The 16,030-nt window shown below is 36.6% G+C and carries 12 protein-coding genes; all 12 read right to left on the reverse strand.

All coding sequences use genetic code 11. The features are described from left to right. Positions 1 to 14: 14 nt before the first annotated feature. The gene (tssH, locus tag F931_RS11140) at positions 15 to 2,696 is read right to left on the reverse strand and encodes a type VI secretion system ATPase TssH (RefSeq protein ID WP_080649482.1); all 2,682 of its coding nucleotides are present in this window, start codon (positions 2,694 to 2,696) and stop codon (positions 15 to 17) included. A gap of 148 nt (positions 2,697 to 2,844) precedes the next feature. Beyond that, a complete protein-coding gene (locus F931_RS11145) occupies positions 2,845 to 3,108 on the reverse strand; it encodes a PAAR domain-containing protein (protein ID WP_016141462.1) in 264 nt (87 codons plus the stop codon). 16 nt (positions 3,109 to 3,124) lie between these two features. Further along, positions 3,125 to 3,892: an OmpA family protein gene (gene motB / locus F931_RS11150; protein WP_016141463.1), complete on the reverse strand. Its 768-nt coding sequence runs from the start codon at positions 3,890 to 3,892 to the stop codon at positions 3,125 to 3,127. A 2-nt stretch (positions 3,893 to 3,894) separates the two neighbouring features. After that, on the reverse strand, positions 3,895 to 4,854 hold the full coding sequence (tagF, locus tag F931_RS11155; protein WP_016141464.1) for a type VI secretion system-associated protein TagF: 960 nt from the start codon (positions 4,852 to 4,854) through the stop codon (positions 3,895 to 3,897). A 37-nt stretch (positions 4,855 to 4,891) separates the two neighbouring features. Further along, positions 4,892 to 8,713 carry a type VI secretion system membrane subunit TssM gene (gene tssM / locus F931_RS11160; protein WP_016141465.1) on the reverse strand — a complete coding sequence of 1,274 codons (3,822 nt, stop codon included), beginning with the start codon at positions 8,711 to 8,713 and terminating at the stop codon, positions 4,892 to 4,894. Positions 8,714 to 8,743: 30 nt separating this feature from the next. Continuing rightward, positions 8,744 to 10,153, reverse strand: a complete 1,410-nt coding sequence (locus F931_RS11165) for a hypothetical protein (RefSeq protein ID WP_016141466.1) — start codon at positions 10,151 to 10,153, stop codon at positions 8,744 to 8,746. Next, the gene (gene tssG, locus F931_RS11170; protein ID WP_016141467.1) at positions 10,150 to 11,148 is read right to left on the reverse strand and encodes a type VI secretion system baseplate subunit TssG; all 999 of its coding nucleotides are present in this window, start codon (positions 11,146 to 11,148) and stop codon (positions 10,150 to 10,152) included. Before tssG ends, F931_RS11165 begins: the two co-directional genes overlap by 4 nt. Further along, the gene (gene tssF, locus F931_RS11175) at positions 11,112 to 12,923 is read right to left on the reverse strand and encodes a type VI secretion system baseplate subunit TssF (RefSeq protein ID WP_016141468.1); all 1,812 of its coding nucleotides are present in this window, start codon (positions 12,921 to 12,923) and stop codon (positions 11,112 to 11,114) included. The genes tssG and tssF overlap by 37 nt, the downstream gene beginning before the upstream one ends. 16 nt (positions 12,924 to 12,939) lie before the next feature. Beyond that, positions 12,940 to 13,416 (reverse strand): type VI secretion system baseplate subunit TssE, encoded by a 477-nt coding sequence (gene tssE / locus F931_RS11180; RefSeq protein ID WP_002048404.1) that lies wholly within the window; start codon positions 13,414 to 13,416, stop codon positions 12,940 to 12,942. Between the two features lie 78 nt (positions 13,417 to 13,494). After that, a complete protein-coding gene (locus F931_RS11185) occupies positions 13,495 to 13,998 on the reverse strand; it encodes an Hcp family type VI secretion system effector (protein ID WP_016141469.1) in 504 nt (167 codons plus the stop codon). Positions 13,999 to 14,047: 49 nt separating this feature from the next. Beyond that, positions 14,048 to 15,529, reverse strand: coding sequence for a type VI secretion system contractile sheath large subunit (gene tssC / locus F931_RS11190; RefSeq protein WP_016141470.1), 1,482 nt, complete (start codon positions 15,527 to 15,529; stop codon positions 14,048 to 14,050). Further along, positions 15,522 to 16,025 carry a type VI secretion system contractile sheath small subunit gene (gene tssB, locus F931_RS11195; RefSeq protein ID WP_005041656.1) on the reverse strand — a complete coding sequence of 168 codons (504 nt, stop codon included), beginning with the start codon at positions 16,023 to 16,025 and terminating at the stop codon, positions 15,522 to 15,524. Before tssB ends, tssC begins: the two co-directional genes overlap by 8 nt. Between the last annotated feature and the right edge of the window lie 5 nt (positions 16,026 to 16,030).

Here is a 16,030-nt window from a genome sequence, read left to right on the forward strand (position 1 = left end):
AGCTCTATTCAATTTTAAACTTCTGACTTCAATTTTTTACTAGTCCTTTTTTTAGCAGCTTTAGCAACCGGGTCTAGTACATATTGAATTTCGTCATCTTTAGCATCAATCATGATAATTTTTGGTAGTTTTTGCTCTGCTAAAGCCACCAAAATTTCTGTAGCCAATGCAGGTAACACTGTAGAATTTAAAATATTATCAACGTTACGTGCACCGCTATCGACTTCTGTGCAACGGCTTAAGAGTAGCTCTACCAAATCATCAGAATACTGGACTTGTGTTCCATATTGTTTCTCAATTCTTGCGGTGATCTTGCCTAACTTATGCTTAATGATTCGTACAAGGAGATCATCATGCAATGGGAAATATGGCACCACTCTCATTCGGCCTAAAAATGCGGGCTTAAATTGTTTATATAAACTTGGTTTTAGGTGCTCAATCAACTCTTCAGCTGTAGGCCACTCTTCTACAGGTCTATTTAAACAAGCTTGCATAATGGCACTTGAACCAGCATTTGAAGTCAGCAAGATAGTGGTGTTTTTAAAGTCAATTACTCGTCCTTCACCATCTTCTAAAGTACCTTTGTCAAATACTTGATAGAACAGTTCCTGAACATCACTATGAGCTTTTTCAATCTCATCAAGCAACACAACACTGTAAGGATTACGGCGAACAGCTTCTGTTAAAACACCCCCTTGACCATATCCGACATACCCTGGAGGCGCACCTTTTAATGAAGATACCGTATGCGCTTCTTGATATTCAGACATATTAATGGTGATTAAATGCTGCTCACCACCATATAATTCATTTGCCAAAGTTAATGCAGTTTCAGTTTTACCCACACCACTTGGGCCAACCAAAAGGAATACCCCTTGTGGCTTATTAGGATCTTCAAGCTTTGCTTTTGAAGTTTTAATACCTTGAACTAATTGTGTGAGTGCATAATCTTGCCCCATTACACGCTCGCCCAATTTATCTTCAAGCGTTAATATCTGTTTAATTTCATCATTGACCATTTTTCCAACAGGAATACCAGTCCAATCAGAAATAATTTCATTAATAATTTGAGAATTTACTCTTTCAAATACTAACGGTTGCTGGCCTTGAATTTCAGCAAGTTCCTTACGCAGTAGATTGATCTGATCATAAGCTTCAGACTCATTAGCATGATTTTGTGCTTCTAAATCCTGAATTTTATGAACAAGTTCTAATTCTTTTTGCCACTGCTCTTCGGTTTCATGAATTTCTTTTTGCAAAGATTCTAAATTAGCTTTTAAAGCTTCCAATCGTTCATGATGAATTGGAATCTGACGATGCTCATTTTCTAAAATTTGCTGTTCAAGTTTTAAGTTATGTTCTTGGGCCTTTAACTGGTCAAGCTTTACTGGTTGAGCATTTTGGGTCAACGCAACACGTGCTGCTGCCGTATCAAGAACACTAACTGCTTTATCCGGAAGTTGACGGCCACTAATATATCGATGTGAAGAGTGAACTGCTGTAACGATCGCCTCATCATCAATTTGTAATTTAAAATGCTGCTGCATAACTGGAATCATCGCACGCAACATATCTACCGCAACTTCTTCGGTTGGCTCTTCTACTTTCACCACCTGAAAACGTCGGCTCAATGCCGCATCTTTTTCAAAATACTGTTTATATTCTGCCCAGGTAGTCGCAGCAATCGTGCGTAATTCACCACGTGCAAGCGCTGGCTTTAAAAGATTTGCAGCATCATTTTGCCCTGCTTGTCCACCAGCACCAATTAAAGTATGAGCTTCATCAATAAATAAGATAATAGGATAAGTAGAAGCTTGAACCTCTTGAATCACTTGCTTTAGACGATTTTCAAATTCGCCTTTAACGCTTGCACCTGCCTGTAATAATCCCATATCCAGCACATGCAAATGGACATTTTTAAGGGCATTTGGTACTAAACCTTGTGCAATTTTTAAAGCTAGACCTTCAACCACGGCTGTTTTACCAACGCCTGGCTCTCCAGTTAAGATCGGATTGTTTTGGCGTCTACGCATTAAAATATCGAGCATTAAGCGAATTTCATATTCACGCCCAATAACTGGATCTATACCGCCTTTTTTCGCTTTTTCAGTGAGATTAATCGTATATTGATCAAGCGCAGGTGTTTTAGCTGTTTTGGTATTTGTTACAGTTGCGTCTGTTGGTTCCGCTTCATCCGAAAGCGTTTTTGTCTCATCTTGTTGTTCAACACTCTTCTCACAAATTTCAAGAAACTTATGTTTCATTGAATCAATTGGTAAAAGATCAAATAAACTCGAAGCTCTCGTTGCAATTTGATATAAATCAGGCGCAGTTAACAGTGCAACTAATAAATGACCGCTACGAATAACTGGATTTTGTTCAGCCGAGGCCAATAACCAAGCTTGCTCAAATAAACGAACAATAGATTTAGCAAAAATAGGAGTTCGAGTATTACCTTTTGGTAATTGAGAAATTGTTTCTTTTAAATCATCAGCTAAAGCTTCAGATGAAATTTTATACTTCTTTAATAAAATTTTTAAATCATTCTCTAAAGATTGATTAAGTAATTCTAAAAATAAATGCTCAATTTCAATTTCGTAATTTTGTTGAATAACACAAGCATTAGCCGATTTTTCTAAAGCAGTTCGTGCAACTGTAGAAAGTTTTGTAATTAAAATTTTTAAATTACTCATCATTACTCTCAATATTTTTAAATAATTTAATGCTTAAAATCATAATGCCTGTATATTAACAAAATTCAGCTTTATCAGACAAACTACTCATCATTTCAAGCGTTAATATGTTTTAGTAGATATTTATATCTATATAAAAATATCTCAACCCTTATCCTTGATTAACTAAACTCTGTTTTGGCAATAATTTACAGCCACATGATAATGAATCATTTACACGTGCTGCGGATTTTCCCATAACAAGCATATTTGAATCTCCCGATACAATCGTAGAAACCGTTTTGTGTAACGGACAAGTTGCCTTATCTCCTACACAGGCAATTGCAATTCCATCAATTAAAAATGTACTGTTCCCTGAAATGACTTGCCCTCCACCAGTGGTTGGGCATCCAATCGTAATGTAAGGGCTAGCCATGTTCTTCTCCTTATATTTATAGAACAGTAAACTCAATTCGACGGTTTTTCTTTCTGCCTTCTGGAGAAGTGTTATCTGCAACTGGCTTAGATGAACCTAAACCTTCTGTAGATAAATGATCGGCAGGAATACTTTTACTAATCAAATAGTTTTTCACTGCTAATGCTCGATCTTGGCTAAGTTTTAAGTTTTTAGTTGCATCACCTGAACTATCAGTATGACCAATAATTTTGACTTTTTTACCGCCTACTTTATTTAAAGCAACAGCCATCTCGTCGAGAATTTTTTGACCTGCATCAGTTAAAACTGCACTACCAGATTCAAACTCAATAATTCGATTTTTAAGTGCGTCATCAATGATTTTTTGCTCAGCCTGATTAACTGATAACTGTGAATACAGTTGATATGGTGGCTGCACTAACCCTTGAAAAGATTGAATTGTAGGCTGGATATCTGCTGGATTCAGCATTTTTCCACTTAGCTCAAATCGAGTACCATTTACGCTTAATTTCCCTTGCGAAACCTTTTTAAGGTCAGGGGTAATCACTCGCGTCACCGAGTCACTCCACCCATTTGGAGCGGCTACAGGTCTTACTTGTATTTTATCTACAACCTGATCGGCACCATAAACAGACTGCATTTTTAATAAGATGGCCTGTTTACTCGCTTCGTTAGGAACTACACCTTCTACAACAATGGGCTGAGCCAAAGCATAATTAGCAATAGCATAGATAAAACAGCCTTTTATGAGCTGTAAAAGTTTAGTTTGATATCGTTGATTCATTATTATTCACCCAAAAAAGTCTGTCTAAATAGTTTTAAGCCTTGGTTTAAACTTAATTGGCGTTGACATAATGATTGTTCCAGCGTAGCTAAACCAGCATTCTGCTCCAAGTAAGTATCAATCCACTGAGCTTCTATTAGAGAAACCCAATGCTTACTATCCATATTCTGAGTAAAAATATCGCTAAGGGCTAAAATATCAGCCCCTTGGAAACCGAAGAATAATACGGGTTGATCTCGATGTAATAAACCTATCAATACCTCAGTATTATGTTCTTTTAAAAAGCGACAAATAATGCTGACCCAAAAGGCTGCTATTTCATAACTGTAAGCAGGATTATTAATAGGCAAAATTAAAACTTTATTTAAGCGACTCGTTCCATTTTGTAAAATTGGTTGTAGTAGTAATCCCAGCCCAATCATACTTTGCGCCAATTCATAAATACTCAACTTCATGAGTTGAGCAAATGAATGCATCGTATGATTTTCATAGAATCCTACACACTCGCGTTCAGTTAAGACCTGAATCTGATTTTGTAAGTGACCTAATTTCCCAAGTAATAGATCTGAATCTTTAATTCCTTTTAAAGCACGATTGTTTTGGAATAAATCAACAAGTACATGTTTATAGCTATATGGCGCATATAACAAATTATCATATGGCAAATCAATTTCTAATAAATGGCTCAGTACCATTGGAAAAGATCGACCTGAACTATCTTCACTTGCCAGTAGGTTCGCTGCTAAAAACATATTTTCTTTTGGATTTGCAATAAAGAAGTCCAGTGAAGGCAATGTGTTATAAGCTTCTTTAAAGCTGCCTGATTGCATTGCATATTCCAATGCTTCAGTAATCCACTGATCAAGCAATTGTATTAGCGCATTCTGTCCTTTTGTTTTTAAAAAGTCACCTCGTGCAGGACTTTTGCCGTAATACAAAGGAGTGGTTTTTAATGTTTGCATTATTGCTCCTCCTTTCGCATAGAGGTTATTTTCCAAGTCATGGTTTAACTCCCGCAGAAGGCTGAGCGAGTGCTGAAACAGGATTTTCAGTTCTTGCTGGAGCAGCTTGAGCTGGTGCTTGCTGAGCAGATACCACACGAGCCGCTTTATCAGCAGTGACTTTGTCAACCAGTTGCATGCCTGCATAACCACGGCTTGAACCGATACTGCCTGAATTGCTGCTGATGAGACGGAAATTCATTTTTACAAATAAAGATGGATCAGTTTTACTACGCCAAAGCATTTCAAATCCGCCATTTTGTTCTTTACGCTGAGCACTATCAATTAAACGGTTAATACCATACTCACCCGGCTCATCAAAAATCGTATGTGTTTGGCCTTGTAAATCTACTGCAGTAATACGAGCGCCCGGAATACTTCCTTGGTTTGGCCAAATGAAGTTAACCCACTGCTGGACACCATTTTCATAAGTCATACGCTGACCATCGATATCAACGGTATATGAAAGTAACTGTGGGTTTGGAATTGGGTAGAACTGGAAGTTCGATTGGTTGGTTGCTGGTGCTGCAGGAGCTTGAGCATTCAACTCACCTGTTGCCATACCATTGGCTGGTGAAACATATCTTTGGAAATTCATGACGAATTGAGGATTTAAACTAATTCCTAAATCTTTCCAAGTTTTAGACGTTAATGTATAACCACGACGAATCACAAATGGATCTAGGCTTTCTTTGACAAAGCGAGAAATACTACCGTTCTCACCCAAGATTTGACCAATTTCACTACTTGTCGCCTGCAAAGAAGCTGATGAGTTAAATGGATATTTCTTAGCAAGATTTGCTGTAAATGGCTGATAAGCTTGCATTACCCATAATTTATTAATTTCGTCTTGGGTCGGTATGATTAAACTTTCAAAAGCTTGCGTAAGTGGGCTAACTACTAATTTTTGTAGTAATCGCTGATCAATTTCATTGAAACCAACCGCCATTTTTTCATCGACAATTTTTTGAGTTTGGTTAAATACAGACGTTTGCTCATTAAGGGTTTGCTTGACTAATGTCATCGCATTAGGTCCAATTTCACCCGCATTCTTAAGCTCGTTAAACTTACTACGAACGAGAGCTAAATTTGTCATATATTCATCAAGCAATGACTTACCTTGTTGGTCATCACGTTTGCGAACCAACTGATAGAACATTTGATATTCTTGAGAAATAGCGCCTTGAGCATTATTTGCCACTTGATTAGCAACTTGCTTATCATCATGATTTAAAACTTTACGCTTAAACCATGCAATAAATCCTTTTTGTGGAGCTGCGAGCTCAGCTTGAACAACTGGATTATCCCAGTTTGTTTCGACTGCTACTCTTTCAATTAATGTTCTAATTGGAGAATTTTGCGGTTCACCTAAGACATCAATATTTTTAACTTGCTGAGCAAATTGACCAGCTTTAGCATAGTGAATACCACTTAAGAATTTTCTCCATTCCGCAATATATTCTTGCTTATAGAGAGCTGTCAGCTGCTTTCTAATTTGCTCTGGACTACCTGAGAAAGTTAGATCATCAGATTGACGACTATTTAGCACCCAATCTTTACTATCTGTTGGCTTATCCGCGGCCTCTTCAATTGCTTTTTCTACATAGTCATTCCATGCCTTTTGAGTAAATACGCCAGGCAATGCATAACTTCCTAATACAACATTTTTATTGGCTTCACCTACAATCTGACTTACAGTCAACGCAGGGAAACGTACTGCTGCACGCATTTTTATTTCATTATAAACACGATCACGTGCAGGCATTCCTCGAACAACCGAGAGCAATACTTGACGTGTTTGATCTACAATTTGAGAGTCAGCTTCTAAAACTGGGAATTGCTTATCATTTGCTAAAGTCATTGCGTAAGACAAGATCTGTTCAGCTTCTTGAATCATGTCTGCACGTGGCATTTGGCCTTTATTTGCATCTAACCAAGAGCGCCAGAAACGCGTAACCTGATCGCTGAGATGACTTGCATCCATATATTGTGGATTACTCATCATTAAATAAGCTTTTAATGCGTTATAAGCATCTTGCGGATTGGTATCTGAAGGTTCCAAATATTGTTGAGACTGAGCAGTCTGCTTAATCTCAACATTCGTATGATTCGCTTTTAATGTTGCTTCATTATTTTTTACACGTTGCAAATATTGAGCAATGTTTTGCTGTGTCGGCGTTAATACAATTTGCTTAACACCTTTTAAATATTCGGCTTTTAGCTTTTCACGAAGCTCATTGCCCTGATATAAACCAAAACTAAATTTAAGTGGTCTATTTTCATCAAACTCGTCTAACTGCTGTAGACGTCTTTGAAGAATTAGCAAAGCTTCTAATTGAGTAGATAGTTGCTGACCAGAAGCTCTTTCTAATTGAACTACCTTATTTAAGTCAGCTTGCACTTCACCAATTAATTGTTGGTTGTTACGATAAGACCAAACCCATACACCCAAAATAATTGAAACACCCGCTAAAGCACCAATAAATGCAATATAGCGCTGACGTTTTCTGCCCGTATTTACATGCTGCTTAACTAAATCTTTATCTTTTAAAATAACATCTGAAAATAGACCATTTAAGAAATAGCCATGATTAGGAGTATTTTTTGAATAATCTTTTAAATCACCTTGAGCAATTTGAGTAAGCTGGAATTCTTGGGCAATTTGTTCAGTCATTGGACTTTCAATTACACCTTCCTGCAAAGCACTGGTGAAGTAAAACCCACGGAAAACAGGTTGAAATTGATATGGATTATCTTCAAAAAGTGTACCAATAAAGCTTTTTAAAGCTGGTTTTAGCGTTTTAAACTCTAATGGGAAAGTCATTACACTTGGTGAAATATTTTGCGAATGACGGCGGCTTAAATGAGTCGAACTTACCCCTTTTAGACCATCGTAAAGAATGTTGTAATGTTTTTCGAATAATTCTACAGCATTATGTGATGAACTCTGTTCATATGGAAGCGTTGCTCCCCAAGCTTGGTTGTATTCTTGAGCTTCGTAAAACTCAAAGAATTCAGTAAAACCTGCAATTAAGTCCATCTTTGAAAAGACTAAATAAACAGGCACAACAACTTCTAAACGTTCAGTTAGATCTTGAATACGTGCACGTAAGTTTTTAGCAAGCTTTAATGAGTTTTCAGGACTTTGACTAATGAGCTCAGCAATACTAACAATTAGAATCAAACCATTGACTGGCGCTTTGGAACGGTTCTTCTTTAAAATATTTAAGAAACCTAACCACTCAGAGTGATCTTCACTATAAACAGAATAACGACCTGCTGTATCGAGCAAAATACCTTCTGTAGAGAAGAACCAGTCACAATTTCGAGTACCACTTAAGCCAGCAGATACCATTTTCTGATGCGTTTCTTCAAATGGGAACTTTAAACCAGAGTTATAAATAGCCGAACTTTTACCTGCTGCCGGGTTACCAATAACCATATACCAAGGAAGCTCATATAGTGCAGCATTCCCTTTTTTATCACCCAACTTAGATTTACGAATCAATTGAATTGATTCTTTCATTTGTTGATTAATAAGCTGAAGTTCTTCTTTATCTTTATTTTTGCCATATTCAGCTTGGTTATCTTTTTCAATTGCTTCAGCTAACTCTTCACCTTGAGCAGCATGCTTTCTTCTTTGAATAAGCCAATAGATACCATAGACAATAAGACCCAAAGCATAGGCAGTTGCTAAAGCCCAGAATATATGACGAGGAATTGAAGTATATGAAGACATCAATGCCACGAACAATGACACGGCGATAATTGCTTTAGGATTCGTGATGTACTGCCACAAGTAGCCTAAAATTGTATGCATTCTATTCTCGTTCTAAGTCCAAAGTTTAAATTAGTTATTCAACACCATCACATCATCTTCTGAATTTTCAGTGACAGATTGCACAAATGTATGCGCTGACACCGTATTTTCTCCAAAGACAAAAGGAATGATATGTTCAGGAAAATGCATGCTCAGCATAAAGCCATAAATATCAGCTAAATGCTGGGTATGCCCTAATGAAGATTTCACATAAATATAGTGATGCGGTTCTACAGGCGTTTGAAGAAAGTGCTGCTGCAATTTTTTCGAAACTTTTATATCCGTCTGATCTGACAATATCAGTACATAAGGCTCCTCACCTTCATGCTGAGGCAAATCATTAAATTTAAAATTATTAAAAAGCTTTGCTGTATCTTGTTGGCCCACAACAACTTTCAGTGCCTTAGAAGGTTCTAATTCCTGAATTTTCACTAGAGGATCGGCCAGTAAACAGCTTGCCGCAAATTCAGCAGGAATATAATCTTTAATCATCCAAGATTTTTCATCGACCAGATCCTGATCAATTTCAGAATCAGCTACGACCAACAAGAACATCTCATGTTCTCTTTTATGAATACCTTTTAATAGGTGTATCAACTCTTGGTAAGCGAGTTGCTCTCCAAAAAAATGATATTCAATATGGAGCTTTTGAGCAGGAATACCAATCTCAGCAAAGAATTCTAAAATTAATTCATTACTTTGGTCATCATTCCAGATATGTAATAAATCCTCCGAAAGAAGGATGTGTAGATTTAAGCGATTTAAACGATAAACTTCTACAATCGGCATTTGAAAATCATCATATTCAGACTCAGGATCCACCCATGCCGGATGCATGTGATATTCACGGGACTGTTGCGACTCATAAAATAAAGTTGAACGTTTTAAATGCTCGGCTAGAAGATATAAATTTTCTATATTTTGTTCTAGTTGCTGTCTTATCAATGACATCATACGAACTTGTCGTGGAGAAGTATATTCGCTCTCCTCACGATTCTCTTCATCCAAATCTTTAATTCGGTAAGATAAAAGAGGCAATCCGTAAGAATTTAACAGTTGATCATCCAACTCTGGACTTTTAAAGTTTTGTAGCTGCTCAATAATGCTTTTATTCTCACCTAACGCATGTAAAGCAAAAGCAGAGTAAATATTAAAATCTAGTTGTTCGAGTGGTGCATCGGTTACTGCAGTTTGTTTTTGACTGTCATCATCTTTATCTTGGTTTATAGCTTGTTCTTTCTTTTCTTTATAATTTTTATAAGCGCTATAAATTAACCATGGCGATAAGATCACCAAAGTAATAATTGCAGGTAATAGCAGAAAATAAAGGAAAAAATCACCCTTATCAGGGTTATATTGAACATCACGCCAGTAGAAAATAATAATTCCACTAACCAATGAAAAAATAGCAATGAATGAGAGTAATATTTTTTTAATCATATTTTCTCTCCAATAAGGCTATAGCAAGTTTCATGGTTATGTACTTTTGGTTGTCGTGATATGAGAAAAGAACCCTGCCCTAAACCACTCTCGTTATTGTGATTTAAGCAAATAGGTTGTATTTCTGACTCATCCAAGATAAGCCGCAGATCTATCGATAAAGTTGGGCTACACCAAGTTTCCACGAGTTTTTTAAGCTTTAAACTTAACTCTTGATTTGGTAAGAAATTTAGATATTGCTGACGTTTTAATGGCCCAATTTGAATTTCAATTTTTCCATCAATCTGCTGAATGGTTTCCCCACAAAAGGTGTTAACACCAAGTAAACTCGGCTGATTTCCACCCAATGTTGTTAATTGGTCACTTGCCAACTTAAAAGATTCTTGTACGAATTCTTTAATCGTAATGTCATGTTTAAAAATACATGACAGCATCGTTTTTAATGCATGAACTGTATTATTTTGTCCCTGCATTAATCCTGAAAATTCTGCAAAATATTCATCCAAATCAGCTTGTTGATGCTGTGATCGCACATAGCCATTCAAAGCATGCAGAATATCTAAATAATCGTTTTTATGTTCTATCTCATATCTAATCGGCAGATTATAGGTAATACTAGACTCTACATATTGAGCAGTAAGCTTATGATTAAATAAGCTTAAAAACTCTTTAGTTTCAGCCCGTTGCTGACGTGGAGCCTGTTTAATTTTATTCGTATATGTATAAGGCAAAGCACCTTGTATGCCCGTAAGGCCAACGATTAAATTTGTGATATAAATCCGCTCGTCCGTTAATTCTAAATTTTCAATCTCTGTAGCAGGAAAATTTAAATTAAAGGATGTCTCAAACTTAAAATGATCACTCCAAGATGAACACATTGCCCGACTTGAATCGTGTCTTAATAGCCGTGTAGCTTGAATAAATTCAAAGGACTTGGGCTTTGTAAAGAGCTCAGCTGTTACAGAAGAGTCTTGCCACCAACGTTCTGACTGCATTGGTATAACTCCTGCTGAGATGAATAATCCTTAACAACCAAATCAACAAAACTATTAATTTGAACCTTTAAATTAAAAACACGACTTAGCAATTGACTAAAAATGTATAGGCTATGTCCTCTAAATACCGATGAATCAATCTGTAATTCTGCTTTTACCCCTCTTACAAACATTGGGAATGGCTTTCCATCTACAAGCTTGTGAGTGAGTGAAAATTCGAGATGTTTGATTGACTCAATAATTAGATAATTTTCTTTTGATAAAGGTAAGTTATATAACGCAAGTAACTCTTTAATATGAGATACCGCATCACCTTTCATTAAAGCTAAACTATTTAATGAAAGATGCGAAATAACACGCCACTGCTCACTCTGGCTTTGACCAAATTGATAAGGTTTTGTAGGTCTTTTTAAAACAATGGCACGGCGAGCCAAACTACTATCATTTAGATTTAATATATTATTGGACTGTCCTAATGCTTCATGTGGTAAGTCACGATTTGAGCATAATAGTTTAGTACTAATAAAATCTGAACGTGTTGAAGAAGGATTTAAGTTTTTTGAAATAATTGAATAACCCATTTCGACGAAATTGGGTTGTAGTTTTTGATAATTCACCGAATAGAAAAAACGTGCCGTGTCAGAATGATAATGGCTCATCGCAAAAAAAGGCAGTACTGGAACATAACTTTCTTCTTGACTCGTTTTTTCGCGAACCATATTCATTTCAGTAATTGAATACACCTGATAAAACTCAGGATGATGAGCATCTGTAATCAGTGGGTATTCTAATTGTTTATGTACAATTTTTTGAGGTTCAGCATATTTTTCAAATAAATTAATGACTGGTGTAGTGAACAACTTAAAATTAGCAACATTTAATTCAGAATAATTTCGAACTACGGCTTGATCATTTAAATTTAATTTAAAATGTATCAACAGTTCAAAATTACTTTCTTCTAAAGATAAGCGCTTTAAAAAACCTAAATCGAGTTTCAGATAATTAAATTTTTCAGGAAAACAAAAATATTCCATCAGTAAACGATAAGCATGATGAGTATGTTGATCGAGTGGCAATAGACTTTCTTGCTCTGAAAAACCTGTTAACTCAAATGGATTTTTGTCCAATTCAACAATTTTCTGTCCTATTTTAACAGCAAAAGTTGTGCTCTTTTTAAAAATACTATCTAGTACTTGAAGTGGAAAATTAGAAATTGCATCTAAATAAATAGGTAATTTTTCGTTTATTAAACACGCATGAGCACGATTAAAAATTTCAAATTTAAAAGTTAAAGTCGCATTTTGACTTAAATGCATATGGGCACTAGGTGTACTTTTGAACTCTAGCGCTTGCAAGCTTATCGGGAGTAATTTGACTTCTTGCGTGGTATTAAACTCACACTGAACGCCTTTAAAACTGCGAGACTTCAAAACTGTGTGTGCAGGAACAATATGTGCTTCTGTGAGCTGCTTTATTTTATTTATATCTTCAAAACTTATTACAGAACAAGCCGGAAAATGACGTAAGTATTGAGGGAACATCACCTCAAATAAAGAACGTGTAAATACGTCATAACTATCAGCAAGCTTTTTATCAATACGAGCCGAAATTAATGAAAAAGCCTGTATAAGACGTTCAATATGCGGATCATCGATCTGCTCTTGATTTAAAGATAGACGCTGAGCAATTTTCGGATATTTTTGGGCAAATTCACGAGATTGCTGACCAAATTCCTGTAGTTGTTTTTCGTAAAAAGGTAAAAGCTCTTCTATCACAACACACCCACTATGCTTAGGTTCTCGCTGAAATTACATATTGCTGCGTTGTTGGTTTTAACAATGCATCAAAAACGACAGGTTCATACAGTGGATGAATATTTAGATATGCTTGAATGCTTAAACACAATGCCCCCATATTGTGCCCATCCAACAACATCTCTACCCGTATTTGTCTTAATCTGGGTTCATGAGCTGCAATTGATTGTTCAATTGATTGGCAAATCTTGTCTCGATCTAGCGGATTAGCTGTAGAAAGCCCCACAAAATCAATAATACCGAACTGAAGTATAGATTTTTTAACTAGTGGATAATCATCGACTACATGATCCAACTTAGCGACTCGACTGTTAAGCAAGTCTTCTAAATCTTTTGCTACCGATTCTCTTAATTGCTGAATAGAAAGACCTTTTGCATAATCTTCACTTTCAGGAATTAAGCGGTCAAACAAAGTTGAACGAAATCCATAGGGATAAAGCCGATCTAAATTCATTCGAGTTCACAACAAGCATGCTTAAAGACAGCAGAGGCTAACTTTATGTCAGCCTCCACCAAATATTCACTTAAACAATTACGCCGCGTAAGAAGCAGTATTGTTAGAAAGTGACCATTTCTTAGTAACAGCACCTTTAGCAGTACCGTTAATATCTTGTTGATTGTAAGTCCACTCAACAGCTGCGTATTTCAAGCCAAACGCTTCTGTTGGAACACCTTCTTCATTAACTGTTGGAGTTACACTAGAAACTAGAACATGTTTCAATTTAATTTGTAAGTACTTGATGCGCTTATCACCATTTGCACGGTAGAAGTCGATTTGTACTTCATCAAATGTATAACCAGCTGAACATGCTTCCCATAACTTCGGGCTAGTTGCATCTAGGTCTTTAACAAAAACCATATCTGAATGTTCAACACGTTCAGCAGTATGACCACCAACACTACTTGAAGTAGCAGATTTAGGTTGACGAATGTTGTGAGACCAAGAGTTAACTTCTAACCAGCCTTTGTGCTCAGCGTCACGAGACTCTCCGTCAACTTTATACTTACCACGAAACTCAACGTATATATCTTTCATTTAGAACTTTCCTATTTTTAATTTAAAGTTATTCTTTCGCTGACCTTTATTAATTTGAGGACTGAGGTAACTCAGTGACAAGTCGTAAAGAAACTGACAACTCATCCAGCTGGAAGTGTGGTCGCAAGAAAACCACAGATTTGTAGTGACCTGGTTGAGCAGGGTCTTCTACAACTTTTACAGACGCTTCACGCAAAGGGTATTGAGCTTTTGCTTCTTGAGAAGCACCATCGTCAAGTAATACATACTGTGACAACCACTCATTTAAGAATGCTTCAACATTTCCAGCAGAAGCAAAACTACCTACTTTGTCTCTCATCATTGCTTTTAAATAATGAGCAATACGTGAAACGGCCATGATGTACTGAATTTGACTTGATAAAGCAGAGTTAGCATTTGCTGTATCATTGTCATATTTTTTAGGTTTTTGAGTTGACTGCGCACCAAAGAAAGCAGCGTAATCAGTGTTTTTACAATGAACCAAAGGAATAAAGCCTAAATCGCTTAATTCTTTTTCACGGCGGTCAGTGATTGCAATCTCTGTTGGGCACTTAAATACCACTTCACCATCTTGTGTTTTAAATGTATGTACTGGCAAGCCTTCAACTAAACCACCACCTTCAACACCACGAATTGCAGCACACCAACCATGCATATCAAATGCATTAGTTAAACGAGTACCGAAAGCGTAGGCAGCATTCATCCACAAATATTCATTGTGGTTTGCGCCCGAAACATCTTCAGCAAAGTTAAACCCTTCTGTAGCTGTTCCTTCCTTTGGATGATAAGGAAGACGACCTAGTACATGTGGCAAGGTTAAAGCAACATAACGAGCATCCTCACTATCTCGGAATGAACGCCATTGAACGTATTCAGCTGTTTCAAAGATTTTTGACACATCTCGAGGACGGTCAATATCTGTAAATGACTCAAGGCCAAGAATGCTTGGGCTAGCGGCCGAAATAAATGGCGCATGGGCTGCTGCAGCAACATGAGAGATTTGCTCAAGCAAATACATATCAGAAGGCGTACGGTCAAATTCAAAATCGCCGATTAATGCTGAGTATGGCGCACCACCAAAAGAACCGTATTCTTCTTCATAGATTTTCTTAAACAAAGTGCTTTGATCGAAGTCTGTAGCACCTTGGAAATCTTTTACTAACTCTTTCTTAGTCGTATTCAACATACGAATTTTAATAAGAGGGTTAGATGGAGTCTCTTGACAGAAGTAATAGAGACCACGCCAAGTTGATTCAATCTTTTGGAATTGCTCATTGTGCATGATCTGACTTAATTGATTTGAAATCAGAGCATCAATTTCCGCAATACGCTTATCAATTGATAAAGTCATATTTTCAGAAACTGTAATTGTCCCGGCCATTACTTCTTTAGCAAGTTCACCAATTAAGCTTTTTGCACGCGAATGTTCTTCTTCATTTCGGGCAATACGGCTTTCTTCAACAATCGAGTCTAAAAGCGTAGCTTGCTCATTTTCAACAAGTGGCATTGCTGCAGATTGAGTATTATTCATGATCAGCCTCCGCACTCAATTTACGAATCTGATCTGTATTTTTAAGAACTTCATCAAGTAAATCTTCCAAACGTTCACTGTTAGAAATTTTGTTTCTTAAATCAGTTAAACGCTCACGTGCTTCAACAAGTTTTTTTAATGGATCAACCTGTTGAACCACATTTTCCGGACGAAAATCTTCCATTGACTTAAATGTTAAATCGACAGCGATTTTACCACCCTCTTCTGTCAACGTATTATCTACTTGGAAAGCAGCTCTTGGAGATAAAGACTCCATAACTTCATCAATGTTATCTAAATCAACATTAATGAATTTTTTATCTTTTAATTTTGTACGCTCAAGCTCAGATGCAGCCGAAAAATCACCCATCACACCTACAACGAATGGTAGTTCTTTCGCTTCTTTTGCATCACCAATTTCGACATCATATGTAAGTTGAACACGTGGAGGTCGAATTCGCTGAAGCTTCTTTTGTACGCTCTCTCTCTTAGCCATAAGAT

Source organism: Acinetobacter pittii ANC 4050 (assembly GCF_000399685.1).
In the GTDB taxonomy this organism is placed as follows: domain Bacteria; phylum Pseudomonadota; class Gammaproteobacteria; order Pseudomonadales; family Moraxellaceae; genus Acinetobacter; species Acinetobacter pittii_E.

Coding starts and splice junctions, on each gene's coding strand:
- tssE (WP_002048404.1), bottom strand. CDS start 13,416: ATGAATTTAGATCGGCTTTATCCCTATGGATTTCGTTCAACTTTGTTT.
- tssH (WP_080649482.1), bottom strand. CDS start 2,696: ATGATGAGTAATTTAAAAATTTTAATTACAAAACTTTCTACAGTTGCA.
- tssC (WP_016141470.1), bottom strand. CDS start 15,529: ATGAATAATACTCAATCTGCAGCAATGCCACTTGTTGAAAATGAGCAA.
- F931_RS11185 (WP_016141469.1), bottom strand. CDS start 13,998: ATGAAAGATATATACGTTGAGTTTCGTGGTAAGTATAAAGTTGACGGA.
- tagF (WP_016141464.1), bottom strand. CDS start 4,854: ATGCAAACATTAAAAACCACTCCTTTGTATTACGGCAAAAGTCCTGCA.
- F931_RS11145 (WP_016141462.1), bottom strand. CDS start 3,108: ATGGCTAGCCCTTACATTACGATTGGATGCCCAACCACTGGTGGAGGG.
- tssG (WP_016141467.1), bottom strand. CDS start 11,148: ATGCAGTCAGAACGTTGGTGGCAAGACTCTTCTGTAACAGCTGAGCTC.
- tssB (WP_005041656.1), bottom strand. CDS start 16,025: ATGGCTAAGAGAGAGAGCGTACAAAAGAAGCTTCAGCGAATTCGACCT.
- F931_RS11165 (WP_016141466.1), bottom strand. CDS start 10,153: ATGATTAAAAAAATATTACTCTCATTCATTGCTATTTTTTCATTGGTT.
- motB (WP_016141463.1), bottom strand. CDS start 3,892: ATGAATCAACGATATCAAACTAAACTTTTACAGCTCATAAAAGGCTGT.
- tssM (WP_016141465.1), bottom strand. CDS start 8,713: ATGCATACAATTTTAGGCTACTTGTGGCAGTACATCACGAATCCTAAA.